Genomic DNA, 19,019 nt, shown 5'->3' with positions numbered 1-19,019 from the left:
TCGAAGCGTCGGCAGCCCGCACGTCACCTCTCCCCTGGAGGGAGAGGTCGCGCGCGAAGCGCGCGGGTGAGGGGGGAAACGCTGCGGATTCAGTTTACGTCGTCGGACAAGCCGCCTTACCCTGCCACACGACCTGCATCCCATTCCGCGACGGCCACGGGACTGTATCCCGGAGATTGATGTCACCCGTGATCGCGTTGCCGATGACCGGGCGATAGACCTGTTCCACGTCACTGACGAGATACGCGTTGCCGGGGATGCGGTAACCCTCCGGCACGGCAACGACAGCGCCTTCCACATATTGCGCCGGCACCGCCACCACCTGCAGCGTTCCATCGGCCGCGACGCTCCGCGCGGCGCTCCAGCAGACTTTTCCGATCATGCCCGAACCTTTTTGCGACTGCACGACGATGCTCGCGAGCGTCATCGTCAAGCCTCTCGACTCGTAGGGAGCCATGATAGCTGCTGCAGCGGTTGCGATGTTCGTGACTTCAGCTGCGTTGATCTGCGACGTGTAATTCGGCGGAAGCAGTGGGAGCCGGCCGGCGAGATCGACCACCGTGCGCGAGAGCGTCTCGAGGCGCTGCTTCGTCGCAAAGCCATTGCCTAACGTCACGACCCCGAAATAGACGGTGATCATCACGGGCAAGGACATCGCGAACTCGATCGCAATAGAGCCCTGCGTCGCCCGCCGAAATCTGTGAAGTGTCTCTCGAAGCCGCCGGATCATTTGTATTTCTCCGTCCGGAAAGCGGCGCTGCTCATGAGGAGGCGCTTGTTTCCACTGAGCGATCCTTTCATGGCCTCCATGAGAGGCACGAGCACCGGGTATTCGACGATGACCCGCACGAGGGCGACCTCGGTCGGCTTGGGCTCCTCGTAGACGCCGAATGCCGGGTCGACCTCCTGCGTACCATCCGGCTTCGTGACGATAGGGACGGGAACACCACCGGGGAAGGACGTGGATCGTCTGACGTCGATCCGCACGGAAGAACAAGGAATCAGGCCTCCGATGCGTCTGCAGACCTCCTGCTTGAACCGCGACGGCAGCTCCTCGGCGGGCGTGCTGACATTCGCTTTCTGGAACTGCCCGGTATAGAGCTCGCGAGCTGCATCCGCGGTCGCGGCCCCGAGCACCTGGTTCGCCCAGAACACGAGAGCGGATTCGAGAACTGCGAAGAGCACGGCAAAGAATGGGAGAGCGACGAGCGCGAGCTCGACGCCCATGGCGCCGCTGTCATCCTGACTGAACCGCTTGACGGCCCGGACCCGCAAGGTCGGCATTCTTCCAAGCAACACGGACATTCTGGTCCCAAGCCTCTTCCGGCGTCATGACACATGATCTCCGGAGGGTGATCCTAAGGACGAGCAATTGCCGCCGGGTTGCCGGGAAACCGAAAATTGCAGCGAACCGGCGGGCTTACTTGGACGTCGCGAGCTGGTTGCGCTGCCCGGCCTGACCGCCAACGTCGCTGAAATACTTCGTGGCATCGCCGAGCAGCAGCGAGGGCTGGCAATCTGGCGTGCACGAATATGACTCACGGTCGAAACCGCGCTGAACGGTCACCATCGACTCCGAAGGGGCCTGGACGCTGATCGTCGTCTCCGTGAGGATCGAGCCCGACGCGTCGAGCGCGATGAAATTGGTTCGCCCGTAGCTCTTGCCGGTCAGAACGACGATCCCGTTCCGCTGCGCGGAAACGTCCGCGATGATCGGATTGCCGACGATCACGGTCTGCGTCGGGTCGGGAAGCCTGAGCACCCGTGCATGATCGATCACGAGATTGATAGGCTCCGCCCCGATCCGGTCAGTCGCCGCTGCTGGCGCCGAGAAGGCCAGGCAGCACGCGACAACAGCAGGAATACGCATGGCAACACACCCGTGAACATGAGATCCGTTGAGGATAGACTGGATTGGTGAACGAAAAGAAAATGAAGTGCGCCAGACTTCAGGCCGCTCAAATGTAGTAGCTGGCCGGCTAGCGAAAACTCGCACGAGCTCGACGAGATCACTCCAGGAGACCTTCTCCTGCCCGCATGCCACGCAAGCAGTAACAAGGGCATGTTCGCCTACAGGGACAATAATCCGACGGGCGATGATCGACGACGCGTTCCAATGTAACGATTTGCATTCAACTGAACGCAACCCGGTATTCGTTTGTTAACCGCCCCGCGAAAGCAGCCAATTCGGAAGTTTTTAACTGATGAGCTTAACCGCCCTGCAAGAGGGCACCCTTATTCTCGACCTCGGTTCTGATTGACCACGGAAAAACCAGGTCGACGGACGAGTGAGGCAACCAAAGTCACAGGAGCACACCCATGAACTCGATCAAGCGCTTCATCCGCGACGAGTCCGGCGCCACGGCCATTGAGTACGGCCTGATCGCGGCACTTCTTGCGGTGGCCATCATCGCCGCACTCCAGTTGGTCGGGGGCGAGTTGAAAACTACTTTCGAGACGGTCTCCACCAAGCTGGGAGAGGCTAACGGTACTCCCTGATCTTCTATCATGATCAGCATGGTGCAGATGCATCGTTGGCTGTGCACGACACATGTCGTGCACAACTGCGCCACCGACGACGGTGGCGCGACATCGATCGAATACGGCCTGATCGCGATGGTAATCAGCATTTCGATTTTCGGAATGATGAACACCATCGGCTCTGAGGTAACTGAGCTCTTCGTAGCCGTTGTAGATGCGTTTCCGAAATGACCGGAAGCCTGCTGCTTCCGGTCATTTTTCACGCCTGAGCACTCCCGATCGCAGGAGGACGCGCCTAATCGACGTTTTCTGAGTGGACCTCTCTCCTACACGGCGGGCCTAATGATCGAGATCACCCTTCTCCTTCTCTTCCCTCTCTTGGTGATCTTCGCCGCCTCGAGCGATTTGCTCACGATGACGATCCCGAACGGCGTTTCATTGCTGCTTGCAGGAGGATTCGCATTCTGTGCATTCCTCGTCGGAATTCCTGTTTCTGGCTTAGCCGGACATTTTGCGAGCGGCGCTCTCGTTCTCCTAATCGGATTCGGTATGTTCTCTGCCGGCTGGATCGGGGGCGGTGATGCTAAGCTCGCGGCTGCTGTCGCTCTGTGGCTGGGCTTCGGCAGCCTGCTCGACTTCGTTCTGTTGGCCTCGGTTGCAGGCGGAGCATTGACCCTTCTCATCCTGATATTCCGCGGTCTTCCTCTACCGGCGTTTGCCCTCGGCTGGACCTGGGCCTCGCGCCTCCACGACCGACGCACGGGGGTCCCCTATGGGATTGCCCTCGCGGCAGCCGCCCTGTTCATCTATCCGTCCTCCGCCATCTGGCGCGCCGGCTTCTGAGCCCGGTCGACATTTTACAGCACATTAACCATACCTTGACCATTCCCTGCTTGAACTGAGAACGCGGCGCCCTAGAGGCGCGGCCTCGGATTCAAGGCGATGAAATTAGCCCGTATTGCAGTCCTCGGAATTGCCTTAGCGGCTGGCACTGGCGCCGCCCTCATGATGCGCAGCGGGACGAAGCCTGTTGAGACGCCAGTCGCAATGACAGCCCCAGCTGCACCTGCGCTCGAAGTTCTGGTCGCTGCCGCAGATCTCCCTCTCGGACATGGCCTCAAGCCCGAGAACATGCGCTGGCAGGCATGGCCGGTTGACGTTCCGTCAACAGGGCTCATCAAGAAATCAGAGGAAGCAGGTATCGTTGAAGAACTCACCGGCGCCATCGTGCGAAGCCCCTTCCTGCCCGGCGAGCCGATCCGGCGGGAGCGGTTGATCAAGGCCGATAGCGGCTTCATGTCGGCGATCCTGCCCTCCGGAATGCGCGCACTGGCCATCGCGATCGACAACCGCGGCACGACGAATGCCGGCGGCTTCATCCTCCCGAACGATCGCGTCGACGTCATCCAAACCTCGCAGGTTTCCCAGGAAGGCGCGGCCTCGATCACGAAATCCGAAATCATCCTGACGAACGTGCGCGTCCTCGCGATCGGCCAGAATGTCCAGGAGCGGAACGGTGAGAAGGTCGTCACCGGCGAGACCGCCACCCTCGAGCTGACGCCTGCCCAAGCCGAGCAGGTCGTTCTGGCTCAGAAGGTCGGCCAGCTCTCTCTCGCTCTGAGAAGCCTTGCCGACGTGAACGAGACCGGCACGCCGAAACGAGAGGAGCGCAATACTCCTCTCCAGATTATCCGCTTCGGCGTCCAGCAACAGGCCCATCAGCCATGATGACCCGATCCGCCCTTCTCCGCGTCGCCTGCACGACCGCTTTGGTGAGCGCAGGCATGACCGCTCACGGTCCCGCATCGGCTAACGGGCTCCGGGGCTCTGTCGACGAGCCCGCCTCCCTCGTTCAACCGGATATCGATCGTCACGGCGCGCGGAGGATCGATCTGTCGATCGGTCGATCCTTGACGATCGACTTACCCCGGGACGCCAAGGAAGTCTTCGTCGCCAATCCGAAGGTTGCGAACGCCATCGTTAGGTCGACTCGCAAGGTCTTGATGATCGGGCTTGCGAACGGCGTCACCTCGATGACGGTCGTCGATGCCGACGGGCAGCAGATCGCATCCCTCGAGGTCAATGTCGGCCGCGACCTGAACGTCCTCAGGCAGACATTGAGAACCGCGCTCCCGCTCGCTCACATCGAGATCCGGCCCGCGGGCGAATCCATTCTTCTGACGGGCAGCGTCGCCTCGGCCATGGAGGCCCAGCAGGCGGTCGATATCGCGAATGCCTTCGTGGGGATCTCCGCCGATAACGGGATTGCCACGAAGGGCGCGGTAATCAATGCGCTCACGATCCGTGGTAAGGATCAGGTGATGCTCAAGGTCACCGTGGTCGAAGTCGCCCGCACGGTCTTGAAGCAGTTCGGGGTCAACACGTCCGGCTCCTGGTCCCTGCTCGGGGACCCACCGAACAACGATTTCCGAAACATCAACCCGTTCTCGATCAACCCGGCAGCGAATCCGGGAAATTTCCTGTCCGCCAGCATCTCGCGCGGCGGGTTCCAGGCGAACGCGACGCTCCAGGCCTTCGAGCGGGCCGGAGTCTCGCGCGTACTGGCCGAGCCGACCCTGACGGCGATCTCGGGCGAGACCGCAAAATTCATGGCGGGCGGCGAGATTCCGATTCCGAAATCGGAGGATTGCAGCAACATCTCCGGATTCCGGAGTTGCTCGATCGGCGTCGAATACAAGCCCTATGGCGTGAGCCTTCATTTCACGCCCGTTGTTCTCTCCGAGAATCGCATCTCCTTGCGCGTGGGAACGGAAGTTACCGAAGTCGATGCGGAAGCTTCGCTTCGCATCGGACAAATCGTCGTTCCCGGCATGAAGGTCAGGAAGTCGGAGACGACGGTCGAGTTGCCTTCAGGCGCCGTGATGATGACGGCTGGTCTCATCCAGCAGGCGAACAGCCAAGCCATCAACGGCGTGCCGGGTCTCTTGAACTTGCCCGTGCTCGGTGCGCTGTTCCGCTCGCGGGACTACCAGCGCAAAGAGACCGAATTGATGATCATGGTGACGCCCCTGATCGCCAAGCCCATGAGTCCTGCCCAGGTCGCTCGCCCGGACGACGGCTTCATCGACTCCCATGACGGCCAAGCGATTCTGCTCGGACGGCTCAACCGACTCTACGGACTAGCTCCCGCGCGCCCCGTGCAGGTCCGCGCGAATGCGAAGTTCGGCTTCATCACCGACTGACCGGCAGCACCATGACATCGCTCTCCTTCAGAACCGTCCTTGCGATCTCCGCTCTTCCCGCGCTCCTGGCGGCTTGTGCCCCGGACCGTGTCGTCACCGGATCGGTCTATCCGAACGATTATCGCGAGCGGCATCCGATCGTGATCACGCATGCGCCGGAGCATCTCGATCTCTTCGTGTCCGGCCGCAGCCTCAACCGCCGGCAACGTGAGGATCTCGCCGGTTTCGTCACGGAATACCGCAGCAAGGGCCAGGGACCGATCACCATCGCGGTCCCGCAAGGTCCCAATACAGTCGGCGCCGCACAGGCCGCGGCGACGATCAGGTCTCTCCTTGCGGATGCTCGCGTCCCTGTCGTTTCGACCGCCTACCCGGTCATTGACCCGACGCTCGCGGCGCCCGTCCGCCTGTCGTTCCGAGCCCTCGCCGCGAAGGTCGCGAGCTATTGCGGGCTCTGGCCTCAGGATCTCGGCGTGAGCGATCCCGTGTTCAACAACAATAATCAGCCCTATCACAATCTCGGTTGCGCCATGCAGTCCAACATTGCGGCGCAGGTCGCCGATCCGGCCGACCTCGTCGGTGGTCGGGCGGAGGGACGCCCGGATACGATCCGCCGCGTCGGCAATCTCGAGAAGCTCCGCAAGGGCCAGGATCCGAGCACAGTTTATCGTGAAACAGGCGCCTCGATCGGCGAAGTCGGCAATTGAGGTGGGGTTTGGAGATAGTGTTGTGCGGGTGGGTTTAGCTCGAGATGCGGCGTGACTTTCGACGTCGCGCCGCCACCCTCACCCGCCGCCCTTCGGGCGTCGACCTCTACCATCAAGGGAGAGACGGAGCCTCACCTCTCCCCTGCAGGGAGAGGTGAGGCGCAAGCTTACGGGAGTAACTCTGCGTTATCCGAAATCATGCTCATAGCTGAAGTCGAAGAACGAAGAGATCGGGGGAAGAGATGAGCGACAGGGTGCAGGAGAAGGATGCGGAATCCGTAGCCGACGCGAGCGCGCTCATTGCGCCCGTTCCGCGCATTACGATGCACGCCTTCTGCGCAACGGGCGCCACCGAGGCCGCAATCGAGGTTGCCTCGAAGGACCGCCGCCTGCTCAAGGCGCAGGTCACGACGTCCTCGGGTGGCCTCGGGACCGCCCTGAACGTGCTCTGTGACCAGCCCTCGCCGAACGTGATCATCCTCGAATCGACGGACGATCGGGATGCTCTCCTTGCAGGCCTCGACCAGCTTGCCGAGCATTGCGAAGCAGGGACGAAAGTGCTCGTCATCGGGCACGTCAATGACGTCCTGCTCTACCGAGAGCTCACCCGCCGGGGCGTCAGCGAATATCTCATCGCCCCCGTCAAGCCGCTCGACATTATTCAGTCGGTCTCGGAACTTTATCATGCGCCCGGCACTGACCCGATAGGTCGGACGATCGCCGTCATCGGCGCCAAGGGCGGCGTCGGGTCATCGACCGTCGCGCACAATCTGGCCTGGGCGATCGCCCGCCAGCTCGCCACGTCGACGGTGATCGTCGATCTCGATATCGCGTTTGGGACCGCGGGCCTCGACTTCAACCAGGATCCCTCGCAGGGCGTGGCGGATGCGGTCTTCGCGCCGGAGCGCCTCGACGGAAATCTCGTCGACCGTCTCCTCGCGAAATGCGGCGACAATCTCAGCCTCCTCGCGGGTGCCGCGATGCTCGACCGCACGATCGACCTAACCGAGAATGCGCTCGATCAGCTCCTCGATCTGCTGCGCGTCTCGACCCCAAGCATCGTCCTCGACATGCCGCATACCTGGACGAGCTGGGCCCGTCGCACGCTCATCGGCGCCGACGAAATCGTCATCGTGGCGGCGCCCGAACTCGCCTCGCTTCGCAACACGAAGAACATTCTCGACGTCCTGAAGACGGCGCGCCCGAATGACGGGAAGCCGAAAGTCGTACTGAACCTCACGGGGATGCCGAAGCGGCCCGAGATCGCCCCGGCGGAATTCGCAAAGGCGCTCGAAGTCGAGCTCGCGGCCGTCGTTCCCTTCGATGCGCAACTCTTTGGCACCGCCGCCAATAATGGCCAGATGGTCGCCGAGGTGCAGCCCGGGAGCAAGGTGAACACCTTATTCGTCGAGCTGGCCGCTTCGGTTACCGGCCGGACCGAGCCGAAACGCAAAAGCGGCCTCTTGGCACCCATTATCGCGAAGTTTACCCGCAGGAAGGCATCCTAGGGCAGATTGGAAGCATCGAGTCAGCCGGCTCTCCGGCTGACCGCGAAGCGATCGGGACCGGGCGCGCTTGTTCGTATCGTGCCCGACCCGGGACAGAGGAGCTGAGAGATCATGTTCGGGAAGCGGACAGGAACGGCATCGACGGGCGGCCTCGAGGTCGCGCGCGTCACTCCGTCCGCACGCCCGGCCTCCACGCCCGCATCGACTCCGAACCTTGCCGCGAGTCAGGCGATCCGCACCCTCGAGCAGTCGGGCAACGCAGCCGGTCCGGAGGACAGCCGCCGCTCCAACGACTACTACCAGACGAAGGGCGCCATCTTCGGCGCGCTGATCGAGGCCATCGACCTCGCGCAGCTGTCGCGCCTCGATCAGGAATCGGCGCGGGAAGAGATCCGCGACATCGTCAGCGAGATCATCCTCCTCAAGAACGTCGTCATGTCGATCGCGGAGCAGGAAGAGCTCCTCGAGGACATCTGCAACGACGTGCTCGGCTACGGACCGCTCGAGCCGCTGCTCGCCCGCGACGACATTGCCGACATCATGGTGAACGGGGCCGGACGCACCTTCATCGAGGTCGGAGGCAAGATCCAGCTGACCGGCGTGCGCTTCCGCGACAACCAGCAGCTGATGAATATCTGCCAGCGGATCGTCAGTCAGGTCGGGCGCCGCGTGGACGAGTCCTCTCCGATCTGCGACGCGCGCCTGCCCGACGGCTCGCGCGTGAACGTGATCGCCCCGCCGCTCTCGATCGACGGGCCGGCGCTCACGATCCGCAAGTTCAAGAAGGACAAGCTGACGCTCGAGCAGCTCGTCAAGTTCGGCGCGATCTCCCCGGAAGGCGCGGAAATCCTGAAGATCATCGGCCGCGTGCGCTGCAATGTTGTCATCTCGGGTGGCACGGGCTCCGGCAAGACGACGCTCCTGAACTGCCTCACACGTTATATCGAGGAAGACGAGCGCATCATCACCTGCGAGGACGCGGCGGAGCTGCAACTGCAGCAGCCGCATGTCGTGCGGCTCGAAACGCGCCCGCCCAATCTCGAAGGACAGGGCCAGATCACGATGCGGGATCTGGTCCGCAACTGTCTCCGCATGCGGCCGGAACGGATCATCGTCGGCGAGGTACGCGGACCGGAGGCCTTCGATCTCCTCCAGGCCATGAATACGGGCCATGACGGCTCGATGGGCACGCTGCACGCGAACTCGCCGCGCGAATGCCTGTCGCGTATCGAATCAATGATCACGATGGGCGGCTTCGCGCTCCCCTCCCGCACGATCCGCGAGATGATCTGCTCGTCCGTCGATGTCATCGTCCAGGCGCAGCGGCTTCGCGACGGCTCCCGCCGCATCACCCATGTCACCGAGGTCATGGGAATGGAGGGCGACGTCATCGTCACGCAGGACATCGTCCTCTACGACATCGTCGGTGAGGACCCGAGCGGGAAGCTCATCGGCCGGCACCGTTCGACCGGCATCGGTCGCCCGCGGTTCTGGGAACGCGCCCGTTACTACGGTGAGGAAACACATCTCGCAGCGGCCCTCGACGCGATGGAGGCGAAGGGTGGTCCGGGCCTCGTCTGAGAGCCGCAGCACCGAGTGAGCCCATGTTCGACAGCCAGATCGCCGTTACCATTCTGATCACCGTTGCGGCTGGCGCAGTGGCCTATGTGCTCCTCTATCCGATCCTGTCCGGAGAGGCCCGCGCTGCGAAGCGTCAGAAGGCGCTGGTCGCTTCCCCGATCGATCGGCGCGAGCGGATCGCGGCGGTCAGCCGGAAGGAGCAGGTCGCCCAAACCCTCAAGGAGATCGAGCAGCGCCAGAAGGACCGTGAGAAGGTCGGCATCGAGCAGCGCCTTGCGCGCGCAGGAGTGACCTGGTCGAAGCAAGGCTTCTATATGGGGAGCGTGGCGCTCGGCCTGTTGCTGGGGCTCGCAATCCTCGTCACGCTCAGGAATCCGCTGATCGCCATCGGAGCCGCATTCGTGGGCGGCTTCGGGATTCCGCGCTGGGTGCTCGGCTATCTCGCGCGCAAGCGGATTACCGCCTTCGTCCTCGAGCTCCCGAACGCGATCGATGTCGTGGTTCGCGGCATTCGGTCAGGTCTGCCTCTCGGTGACTGCCTGCGCATCGTTGCGAGCGAAGCTGGCGATCCAGTGAAGACCGAGTTCCGCCTTGCCGTCGAGGCTCAGGCCGTCGGCATGACCGTGCCGGAGGCCGTCGGCAAGATCTACGAGCGGGTTCCGGTGGCGGAAGCAAACTTCTTCGCCATCGTTCTGGCTATTCAGGCGAAGGCCGGCGGCAATCTCTCCGAGGCGCTCGGGAATCTCTCGCGTGTTCTGCGCGAGCGGCGCAAGATGGGCGACAAGGTGAAGGCGATGAGCATGGAGGCGAAGGCCTCCGCCGCCATCATCGCAGCGCTGCCCTTCATTGTGGCGATCCTCACCTATCTCTCGAGCCCCGATTATATGACGCTCCTCTGGACCACGAGGACGGGCAAGATCGCCATGGGAGGCGGACTCGTCTGGATGAGTATCGGGATCTTCGTGATGAAGAAGATGATCAACTTCAAGGTCTGACGGAATCCCGATGCTCACGCTTCTTCAGGATCGGATCGACGACCCGCAATTCCTGGCGATGCTGCTGGTCGCAATCGCGACGGCCGCTACCGTATGGACGCTCGCAACCCCCTTCATGGAGGTGAACAATCTCGGGAAGCGGATGAAGGCGGTCGCAACGGAGCGCGAAAAAATCCGGGCGCGCGAGCGCGAGAGGCTGGCCCGCGCGCAGCAGAGGCCGACGCTCCGCCAAGAGCCGAAAGCCTTCATGCGGCAGATCGTGAATCAGTTCCGGCTGAGCGAGTGGCTCGGCACGGAAACCGCGAAGCAGAAGCTCGTCATGGCCGGCTATCGAGGCCAAAGCGCAGAAGTCGCTTTCCTGTTCTTTCGCCTCGTCACTCCGATTGGGCTGTTCGTGGCGGCGATCTTCTATCTCTTCGTGCTCAAGGCGGTGAACCAGCCACCGCTCATCCTCGTCGGGATCACGATCGGCGCCGTCTATTTCGGCGTGAAGCTGCCGGAGATCTTCCTCACGAACAACATCAACAAGCGGCAGGCCTCGATCAGAGAGGCGTGGCCCGATGCGCTCGATCTCCTGCTCATTTGCGTGGAATCCGGCATGTCGATCGAAGCGGCCTTCCGCCGCGTCAGCATCGAGATCGGATCGCAATCCGTGCCGCTGGCGGAAGAGCTCACCCTCACGACGGCCGAGTTGTCCTATCTGCCCGACCGGCGCGTCGCCTTCGAAAACATCTCCAATCGCACGGGCCTCGAACCCGTGAAGGCAGTTGCCACGGCACTCGTGCAGGCCGAGAAATACGGCACCCCACTCGGACAGGCCCTGCGCGTTCTCGCCCAGGAGAGCCGCGACACGCGGATGAACGAGGCGGAGAAGAAAGCCGCGGCGCTGCCGCCGAAGCTCACAGTGCCGATGATCCTGTTCTTCCTGCCGGTCCTCTTCATCGTGATCCTGACGCCGGCGATCATTCAGGTGATGAAGCTGGATTGAGGACGCGCTGCACGCCATTCTTCATGCATTTGACTGCAGAGGTTGCGATTCTGGATTGCTTCGCCTTCGGCTCGCAATGACGAGGAGGCGGCGGAATAGATGGTGCGTTGCGTCTGCGGTACGCAATGAGGCAGTGAGTCCGCGGCAGGTCTGATGACGACAGGCCACACGGACGGCAGTGGGTCCGCCGCTACTCCGTTTCCGCCCCTGCGCCGCCCGCCCTCAGACCCTCTTCGTCATTGCGAACGCAGTGAAGCAATCCAGGCGCGCATACGTCGACGGGTAGACTGCTTCGCTTGGGGCTCGCAAGGACGGAGGTGCGGCGTAAGGGGCAGCGCAGCGCGTCTGCGGTCCGCAATGACGGAAGTGCAATGAAACGGGCAGTACATCACGCCTGCGGAAGCAATCCAGCGCCCGGCCTCAGACGCGAGGACGTCAAATTTGCGCGTCCGCGGGCGGGCTCTCCTCACCTGCTGGCAACTTCTTCTCCGGCCTTTTCGCCGCAACCGTTTTCGACTTCGCGGCCATTCCGCGCAAATCCGCCAGCACCGCCGCGGCCTCTTCCGCCGACATGTCCTTGCGAAGCGCAGCCTCGGCCTCGGTGAACTTTCCGCGCAGGCTCAGCACGAGCGCGAGATTCTGCCTCACGCGCGCATCCGCCTTCGGCTGCGCGGCCGCATCGAGGAGGGTGCGCTCGGCGTCATCGAGGCGCTTCGCGAGGGCATAGGAAAGGCCGAGATTCGACAGCACGCTCGGCTCGTTGGGTGCGAGCTTCAGCGCCGACATGTAGTAGTCCTGGGCGAGCGCATGATCGCCCGTCTGGTCCGCGACGGCACCCTGAGCCGAGAGCACGCGCCAGTCGGGACGCTCGGGCGTATGAGCGCGTCCGAGCACTTCCGCGGCCTCCTTGTAGCGCCCGACCTCCGACAGGGCTTTCCCATAGGCGGCAAGGAGCTCGAGATTCTTCGGGTTGCGGATCGCGGCCTGCTGCAGGACGGCGACGGCCTGCGGCTTCTGATCGAGCGCCCGCAGGGCGCGTGCATAATGCATCGCCGCCGTGGAATTGCCGGGCTCCGCTTCGAACCGCGGCCCCCAGATGTCCGCCTGCTTGCGCCAGATCTCCGGTGTCGCCTGTGAGGGCCCTGGGATCGCGCCGGTGACTTCGGGAGCGCCACGCTTGAAACAGCCTGAGACCGAAAGCGCCGTGAGTGCGACCACTGCGAGCATCCGCCAGCGGACCGAGACGGGCCGGGGGGCTTGCGGCGCGCAGGGCATCATGAGACCAACTCCTCGACGGCGAACCTGCCGCCATGCCTCATCCATAGTTCGTTAACCCTAATGGAGCGTTAACTGCCAAGCTCCAGGCCCGGGCCCAACATGCCTCATCCCCTCCTCGCCTCTCCGGACGATGCCGCCACTCCGATCCACCTCGTGACGGAGAAGACATGGCCGGCCGTTCTCGACGCCCTGCCCCCTCTCGCCGCCGGTTTCGCGAAGGCTCAGAAGTTCGAGCCGAAATCCGGGGCGCATTGTCTCCTCCCCGACAATGAAGGCGGGCTCCTCGCGATCGTCTTCGGCCTCGATGCAGCCGATGCGAAGCGACGGGATCCGTTTCTCGTCGGCAAGCTGCCGGGGCTGCTCCCGGAGGGAACCTATCGGCTGGAGCCCGCACCTGATGACGCCGCGCTCGCGGTTCTCGCTTGGCTGCTCGGTTCCTATGCCTTCACGCGCTACCGCTCGCGCCCCGAGCGCCTCGCGCGTCTCGTTCCGCCCGTCGGCGTCGACGCCGAGGAGATGGCCCGGATTGCCGAAGCCGTGAGCCGCGGACGCGATCTCATCAACACGCCTGCGAACGACCTCGGCCCCGAGGCGCTCGAAGAAGCAGTGCGCTCGCTCGCGGAGCGCTACGGGGCAACAGTATCGAGCATCGTCGGGGACGACCTGATCGCCGGCAATTTCCGGATGATCCATGCAGTCGGGCGGGCTTCCGCATCGGCGCCGCGTCTCGTTGACCTCGTCTGGGGCGCGGAGGACGCGCCGAAGATCACGCTCGTCGGCAAGGGCGTGTGTTTCGATACCGGCGGCCTCGATATCAAGCCTTCCTCGTCCATGCTGCTGATGAAGAAGGACATGGGCGGCGCGGCTGCGGCTCTGGCCACTGCCGAGATGATCATGGGCGCAGGCATGCCCGTCCGCCTGCGGGTACTGATCCCCGCGGTCGAGAACGCGATCTCGGGCTCGGCCTTCCGGCCCGGAGACATCCTGCAGAGCCGGAAAGGCCTCACGGTCGAGATCGGGAACACCGATGCGGAAGGCCGCCTGATCCTGGCGGATGCGCTGGCGCTCGCGGACGAGGAGAAGCCCGACCTCGTCGTCGACTTCTCGACGCTGACCGGCGCGGCGCGCGTTGCCCTCGGACCGGACCTACCGCCCTTCTATACCGAGGACGAGTCCCTCGCCGCGGAGATTTCGAGCCTCTCCCTCGAGGTGAACGATCCCGTCTGGCGCCTGCCGCTCTGGCCTCCCTACGCCTCGCAGCTCGATTCGAAGATCGCCGACATCAACCATATCGGCGGCCCGATGGCCGGCTCGATCACCGCAGCCCTGTTCCTGCGCCGGTTCGTGACGGAGAGCCCGCACATCCATTTCGACATCTATGGCTGGACGAATGCCGCAAAGCCCGGCCGTCCCGAGGGCGGCGAGGTGCAGGCTGCGCGCCTGATCTACGCTCTCGTGAAGAAGCGGTATGTTGGCCGCTCCTGACCGGCGTTGAGCTGCTGATCTGGACGCGATACCTCTCGCAGGATGGAGAACCCGGAATGACCTTCGACCGGCGCATCACCCCCGTTCGCCCGGATCTCGCGGATGAGCGTTTGCGCGGGCGGGTCGAAGCCGAGCGCTTCGCAGCTGGGCATCCTCATCGCGTCACTGTGCCGAGCGCGCCGGTTCGCCGTCATCCCGCGCCCGATGCACCCCTCGACACGGAAGCGCTTCTCGGCGAGGGCGTCACCGTATTCGACGAGCACGAGGGCTGGTCCTGGGGCCAGCTCGAGCGCGACGGCTATGTGGGCTACATTCCCGCGGCCGCGCTCGGCGAGCCTGGGCCGGCGCCGACTCATCGGGTGGCGGCAATCCGCAGCTTTCTGTTTCCGGGCCCGAACCTGAAGCTCCCTCCTCTCGATTACGTGAGTCTCGGATCCGCCGTGACAGCCATGGATCGCGACGGCGACTACGCCCGCTTGGCCGACCATTCCTGGATCTATGCGCCGCATCTCGCGGAGCTAGAGGCGCGCGAGCCTGATTTCGTTGCGGTTGCCGAACACTTCCTCCACACGCCTTATCTCTGGGGCGGCAAGACGAGCCTCGGGCTCGACTGCTCGGGTCTCGTCCAGGTCGCGCTCGCGGCCGCCGGGATTGCTGCTCCCCGCGACAGCGACATGCAGCAGGCGCAACTCGGAAAGCCGATCGAGATCGGAGATGAACTCGACGGCCTGCAGCGCGGTGACCTCGTGTTCTGGCGCGGGCATGTCGGCATCATGACGGACGCGAAGCTGTTGCTTCACGCCAATGCGCATTTCATGTGCGTCGCCGCCGAGCCGCTTGCCGAGGCCGAAGCCCGCATCAAAGCCAAGAACGGTGGGCCGATCACGGCCGTGCGCCGCCTCAGCCTGTCTCTCGAATCGACAGCTTGAAAATCAGCGCTCTCGCCGAGCGCGCTCAATACCCACGCGCTAGGTCGACCACGCCCTCGAGCGGTTCACCGGCCTCGTGACGGCGGATCTGTTCGACGATGGAGCGCGCCGTTGCGTCCGGACTGCTCACGGCGGAGACGTGAGGCGTCACGGTCACGCGTGGATGCAGCCAGAGCGGAGAATCTTCGGGGAGCGGTTCAGTTTCGAAAACGTCGAGCGTCGCGCCCTTCAGGGTGCCGTCGTCGAGACACGCGACGATGTCCTGCTCGATCTGTAAACCACCGCGTCCCGCATTGATGAGAAATGGGCCGCCGAGACGACCATCGCGCGCGAGACGCTCGAACAAAGTTCGGTTGAGAATCCCGCGTGTCTCCGGCGTCAGAGGCAGGAGACAGACGAGAATGTCGGTGCGGGCGAGAAATGCATCGAGACCTTCGCGCCCCGCGAATGTCTCGAATCCGTCGACCGCTCGCGGCGTACGGCTCCAGCCGGCTACATCGAAGCCCATCATCGAGAGCTTTCGCGCCGCATCCTGGCCCAGGACGCCGACTCCCATGATCCCGACACGCACGTCGCTGGCCCGTGGCGGTGACCGATCCTGTTCCCAGATCTTTGCGCGTTGCTGCGCGTCGTAGCGCCTCTGGTCACGCAGATACAGTAGGCAATGCAGCACGACGTATTCGCTCATGCGCGTCGTGAGGTCGTCGCTCATCACGCGCACGATCGGCACCGGCGGCAGATCCGGATAGCCCATCAGGTGATCCACTCCGGCGCCGAGCGAGAAAATCACCTCGAGGGCGGGAAGACCCGACAAAGCACCGGATTTCGGCCCCCAGGCCGCGACGTAGGAGACGCGCCGGCGATCGAAAATGTCGCCGGGAATGACGACCGGAAGCTCGGGCATGAGGCTCTGAAAGCGCTCCACCCACGGCTCGGGATCCCAGGTGGTTGCAACGAGGAGAGTCATGGTGCGTTGATTCGATCGAAGACAAGGGGGCCGATGGGTGCGTCGGAATCCAGAGTGTAGGCCTTGCGAAGCAAGGCGTCTGCGCGATCGGCTTCGGCTTCGCTCCGGGCATGCACGATAGCGATTGGAACATCCGGGCCGACCCTGGAGCCGAGCGGCGCGATCTGCGTGAGTCCGACCGCGGGATCGATCGCGTCCTGGGGCCGCGTGCGGCCCCCGCCAAGCGCGACGACCGCAAGGCCGACCTGCCTCGTATCGATACGGGAGACGACACTTCGCTCGCCGAAAACCGGCCGGATCACCGCGGCGCGCGCGAGATGGCGCTCAGGCCGGTCCATGATATCCGCCGGTCCTCCCAGCGCCACCACCATCCGCGCAAAGCGCTCGGCTGCCCGACCGGATGCGAGAGCGTCTTCTACCTGCCGCCGTGCGGCAGTCTCATTGTCGGCTAGGTGTCCCTGCACCAGCAGGGCGGCGCAGAGTGAAACATTAACCTCGTGAAAACGCGGCTCACGCTGGCGGCCTATCAAGTAGTCGATCGAATAGGCTATCTCGACAGCATTGCCTGCCACAGATGCAAGAGGCTGGTTCATGTCGGTAATGAGGGCCGTCGTCGGCAGCCCGGCGCCGTTTGCAACATGAACGAGGCTTTCGGCAAGCTTACGGGCGTCTTCCAGGCGCGACATGAACGCGCCCGAGCCGCACTTCACATCCATGACGAGGCCGTTCAGACCGGCCGCAAGCTTCTTTGACAGGATCGAGGACGTGAGCAGGTCTATCGACTCGACGGTCGCCGTTACGTCACGGATCGCATAGAGGCGCTTGTCAGCGGGTGCGAGATCCGCGGTCTGGCCGATGATCGCGCAGCCGACCTCGCGCGTGACTCGTTTGAGGAGGTCGATGTCGGGCTGCGACGTATAGCCGGGAATGGAATCGAGCTTGTCGAGGGTTCCGCCGGTGTGGCCGAGTCCGCGGCCCGAGATCATGGGCACATAGCCGCCGCACGCCGCCACGATCGGCGCGAGCGGCAGGCTGATGCAATCCCCGACTCCGCCCGTGGAATGCTTGTCGAGGACAGGTCCGGGAAGATCCCAGGCGAGAACCTCGCCGGAATGAGTCATGGCGCGCGTCAGGGCGACCCGTTCCGGCACGGACAGTCCTTGAAAGAATACCGCCATCGCGAAGGCGGCAGCCTGCCCCTCGGTGACGCGTCCATTCGTCAGCCCCTCGATGAAGAAGGCGATCTCTTCATCGGACAACACATGTCCGTGCCGCTTCTTGCGGATGATCTCCTGTGGAAGATGCACTTAACAGGCTCCCGTGCTCGTGGAATTCGTTCCGTGATCGATGGCGGCAACGAGGTTGTCATAAAGACCGCTCGCACCGATGCGAAACGTGCGCGGCGTCGCCCAGCCGGCACCGAGCATCCGATCCGCCAGTTCCAGATAGAGCGCAGCATCGGCTACGGTGCGGATTCCCCCGGAAGGCTTGATGCCGACTGGGCGGCCGGCCTGCTGAATCTGTTGCAGCATGATCTCGACGGCTTCCGGCGTCGCGGAGATCGCCGTCTTGCCCGTCGACGTCTTCAGGAAATCTGCGCCGGCCTCGATCGCGAGTCGGCTTGCGGCTGCGATCAGCGATGGCGTCGTGAGCTCGCCCGTTTCGAGGATGATCTTGAGGACTCGCTCTTGATCGACCACGTCGCGCACGGCACCGATCATCTCGGCGCCCGCTTCCGCATCTCCCTCCCGAAACGCTCTATAGGGGAGTACGAGGTCGATCTCCTGGGCGCCGTCACTCAAGGCCTCGCAGACGTCGTCGACGACACGGTCGATCTCGCTCGTGCCGCCCGGGAAGTTGGCGACCGTCGCGACCTGCACCGTAGATCCACGCAATCCGGCGCTCGCACGGGACACGAATTGCGGCCAGACACAGACGGCGGCAACGGGTCCCCGCGAATCGAGGGCCTTCGCGATCAGCTTGTCGATCGCCTGCTCGGAGCAGGAATCACCGAGTTCCGTCAGATCGAGGCACTGCAAGACGCGGCGCGCCACACCCGACATATCATTCGCTTGATCATTCATCCTGTAATTCCAGCATGAAAGCGCGCAACAGGCGCTTGAAGCGATCGGCCGCTTCCATAGCAACGTCTTTCGTTTCCTGATGACTCGGCACGGTACCTTCGATTCCGGCCGCGAGATTCGTCACGACGGAAACCGCTGCGACTCGCAGCCCATGATAGCGCGCCAGGATCACCTCCGGCACCGTTGACATCCCGACGAGATCGCCCCCGAGGATACGGACCATTCGGATCTCCGCCGGTGTTTCGAAACTCGGGCCCGACATCCAGGCATAGACGCCCTGGGGCAGGACGAGCCCTGAGCGACGGGCCGCGGCCTGCATTAGCTCGCGCAGGCGAGGCTCGTAGGCATCCGTCAGCGGGACGAAGCGGCGCTCCGTCTGATCCCCAAGGAGCGGATTCGTGCCCGAGAGATTGAGGTGATCGCGAATCGCGACGAGACTTCCCGGCCGGATATCCGGGTGTACGGAACCGGCGGCATTCGTGAGCACGAGAACCGGTATTCCCAGCGCCGCGACGAGCGCCACCGGGATCCGCATCGCGCCCGCATCCCCGGTCTCGTAGTAATGCGATCGCCCCTGGAAGAGCAGAACTTGGCTCCCCGCGAGCGTTCCCGCGATCAGCCTGCCTGCATGGCCCGAGACGCGGCTCAGCGGAAAATGCGGAATATCCGCATAGGAGAGGCTCACTGCATCGGTCAGCTCGTCGGCCAGGCTTCCGAGCCCCGTTCCGAGAATGATCGCGGCCGAATAGGCCCGGTCGAATCCGCGCTGCCGCAGGAAGGCCGTCGTCGCCTGGGTGGTATCGTCCATGATCC

20 protein-coding genes are annotated in these 19,019 nt (G+C 63.7%); 12 read left to right on the top strand and 8 right to left on the bottom strand.

The window, feature by feature from the left end:
- Positions 1 to 94: 94 nt before the first annotated feature.
- The 3 genes from BN1233_RS04950 to BN1233_RS04940 all read right to left on the bottom strand — a co-directional run bounded on the left by BN1233_RS04950 (position 95) and on the right by BN1233_RS04940 (position 1,870).
- Positions 95 to 730 carry a TadE/TadG family type IV pilus assembly protein gene (locus BN1233_RS04950; protein ID WP_046862240.1) on the bottom strand — a complete coding sequence of 212 codons (636 nt, stop codon included), beginning with the start codon at positions 728 to 730 and terminating at the stop codon, positions 95 to 97.
- Positions 727 to 1,305 (bottom strand): TadE/TadG family type IV pilus assembly protein, encoded by a 579-nt coding sequence (locus tag BN1233_RS04945; RefSeq protein ID WP_082145150.1) that lies wholly within the window; start codon positions 1,303 to 1,305, stop codon positions 727 to 729. The genes BN1233_RS04950 and BN1233_RS04945 overlap by 4 nt, the downstream gene beginning before the upstream one ends.
- 115 nt (positions 1,306 to 1,420) lie before the next feature.
- Positions 1,421 to 1,870, bottom strand: a complete 450-nt coding sequence (locus BN1233_RS04940; protein ID WP_046862238.1) for a pilus assembly protein N-terminal domain-containing protein — start codon at positions 1,868 to 1,870, stop codon at positions 1,421 to 1,423.
- A 449-nt stretch (positions 1,871 to 2,319) separates the two neighbouring features.
- Here BN1233_RS04940 and BN1233_RS04935 point away from each other — a divergent pair, with 449 nt between their 5' ends.
- The 10 genes from BN1233_RS04935 (at position 2,320) to BN1233_RS04890 (ending at position 11,463) form a co-directional block, all read left to right on the top strand.
- Entirely contained in the window at positions 2,320 to 2,499 is a 180-nt protein-coding gene (locus BN1233_RS04935; protein ID WP_046862237.1) for a Flp family type IVb pilin, read from the top strand.
- Positions 2,500 to 2,508: 9 nt separating this feature from the next.
- Positions 2,509 to 2,712: a Flp family type IVb pilin gene (locus BN1233_RS04930; protein WP_046862236.1), complete on the top strand. Its 204-nt coding sequence runs from the start codon at positions 2,509 to 2,511 to the stop codon at positions 2,710 to 2,712.
- Between the two features lie 111 nt (positions 2,713 to 2,823).
- Positions 2,824 to 3,324: an A24 family peptidase gene (locus BN1233_RS04925; protein WP_046862235.1), complete on the top strand. Its 501-nt coding sequence runs from the start codon at positions 2,824 to 2,826 to the stop codon at positions 3,322 to 3,324.
- 99 nt (positions 3,325 to 3,423) lie between these two features.
- A complete protein-coding gene (gene cpaB, locus BN1233_RS04920; protein WP_046862234.1) occupies positions 3,424 to 4,209 on the top strand; it encodes a Flp pilus assembly protein CpaB in 786 nt (261 codons plus the stop codon).
- Positions 4,209 to 5,684: a type II and III secretion system protein family protein gene (locus BN1233_RS04915; protein ID WP_046862514.1), complete on the top strand. Its 1,476-nt coding sequence runs from the start codon at positions 4,209 to 4,211 to the stop codon at positions 5,682 to 5,684. Before cpaB ends, BN1233_RS04915 begins: the two co-directional genes overlap by 1 nt.
- 11 nt (positions 5,685 to 5,695) lie before the next feature.
- Positions 5,696 to 6,391, top strand: coding sequence for a CpaD family pilus assembly protein (locus tag BN1233_RS04910; protein ID WP_046862233.1), 696 nt, complete (start codon positions 5,696 to 5,698; stop codon positions 6,389 to 6,391).
- Between the two features lie 242 nt (positions 6,392 to 6,633).
- On the top strand, positions 6,634 to 7,899 hold the full coding sequence (locus tag BN1233_RS04905) for a CpaE/TadZ family protein (RefSeq protein WP_046862232.1): 1,266 nt from the start codon (positions 6,634 to 6,636) through the stop codon (positions 7,897 to 7,899).
- A 111-nt stretch (positions 7,900 to 8,010) separates the two neighbouring features.
- Positions 8,011 to 9,480 (top strand): TadA family conjugal transfer-associated ATPase, encoded by a 1,470-nt coding sequence (locus BN1233_RS04900; protein WP_046862231.1) that lies wholly within the window; start codon positions 8,011 to 8,013, stop codon positions 9,478 to 9,480.
- A gap of 23 nt (positions 9,481 to 9,503) precedes the next feature.
- Positions 9,504 to 10,475 (top strand): type II secretion system F family protein, encoded by a 972-nt coding sequence (locus tag BN1233_RS04895; protein WP_046862230.1) that lies wholly within the window; start codon positions 9,504 to 9,506, stop codon positions 10,473 to 10,475.
- Between the two features lie 10 nt (positions 10,476 to 10,485).
- Complete coding sequence (locus BN1233_RS04890; RefSeq protein ID WP_046862229.1) at positions 10,486 to 11,463, top strand: type II secretion system F family protein; 978 nt, start codon at positions 10,486 to 10,488, stop codon at positions 11,461 to 11,463.
- 435 nt (positions 11,464 to 11,898) lie between these two features.
- On the opposite strand, the gene BN1233_RS04885 is transcribed toward BN1233_RS04890, so the two are convergent.
- Positions 11,899 to 12,741 (bottom strand): tetratricopeptide repeat protein, encoded by an 843-nt coding sequence (locus tag BN1233_RS04885; RefSeq protein ID WP_046862228.1) that lies wholly within the window; start codon positions 12,739 to 12,741, stop codon positions 11,899 to 11,901.
- 99 nt (positions 12,742 to 12,840) lie between these two features.
- Here BN1233_RS04885 and BN1233_RS04880 point away from each other — a divergent pair, with 99 nt between their 5' ends.
- Both BN1233_RS04880 and BN1233_RS04875 read left to right on the top strand, forming a co-directional pair.
- Positions 12,841 to 14,226 carry a leucyl aminopeptidase family protein gene (locus tag BN1233_RS04880; protein ID WP_046862227.1) on the top strand — a complete coding sequence of 462 codons (1,386 nt, stop codon included), beginning with the start codon at positions 12,841 to 12,843 and terminating at the stop codon, positions 14,224 to 14,226.
- 56 nt (positions 14,227 to 14,282) lie between these two features.
- Positions 14,283 to 15,155, top strand: coding sequence for a C40 family peptidase (locus tag BN1233_RS04875; protein ID WP_046862226.1), 873 nt, complete (start codon positions 14,283 to 14,285; stop codon positions 15,153 to 15,155).
- A gap of 25 nt (positions 15,156 to 15,180) precedes the next feature.
- On the opposite strand, the gene BN1233_RS04870 is transcribed toward BN1233_RS04875, so the two are convergent.
- Genes BN1233_RS04870 through BN1233_RS04855 form a run of 4 tightly spaced genes read right to left on the bottom strand, consistent with a single transcriptional unit; the run spans position 15,181 to position 19,014 of the window.
- Positions 15,181 to 16,122, bottom strand: a complete 942-nt coding sequence (locus BN1233_RS04870) for a 2-hydroxyacid dehydrogenase (RefSeq protein WP_046862225.1) — start codon at positions 16,120 to 16,122, stop codon at positions 15,181 to 15,183.
- Positions 16,119 to 17,429, bottom strand: a complete 1,311-nt coding sequence (gene deoA, locus BN1233_RS04865) for a thymidine phosphorylase (RefSeq protein WP_046862224.1) — start codon at positions 17,427 to 17,429, stop codon at positions 16,119 to 16,121. The genes BN1233_RS04870 and deoA overlap by 4 nt, the downstream gene beginning before the upstream one ends.
- On the bottom strand, positions 17,430 to 18,206 hold the full coding sequence (gene deoC / locus BN1233_RS04860) for a deoxyribose-phosphate aldolase (protein WP_046862223.1): 777 nt from the start codon (positions 18,204 to 18,206) through the stop codon (positions 17,430 to 17,432).
- Positions 18,199 to 19,014: a purine-nucleoside phosphorylase gene (locus tag BN1233_RS04855; RefSeq protein WP_046862222.1), complete on the bottom strand. Its 816-nt coding sequence runs from the start codon at positions 19,012 to 19,014 to the stop codon at positions 18,199 to 18,201. Before BN1233_RS04855 ends, deoC begins: the two co-directional genes overlap by 8 nt.
- Between the last annotated feature and the right edge of the window lie 5 nt (positions 19,015 to 19,019).

The organism is Microvirga massiliensis, assembly GCF_001006805.1.
Taxonomy (GTDB): Bacteria; Pseudomonadota; Alphaproteobacteria; order Rhizobiales; family Beijerinckiaceae; genus Microvirga; species Microvirga massiliensis.
The sequence above is the reverse complement of the archived record's forward strand: the minus strand, read 5'-3'. Positions and strand labels throughout refer to the sequence as shown.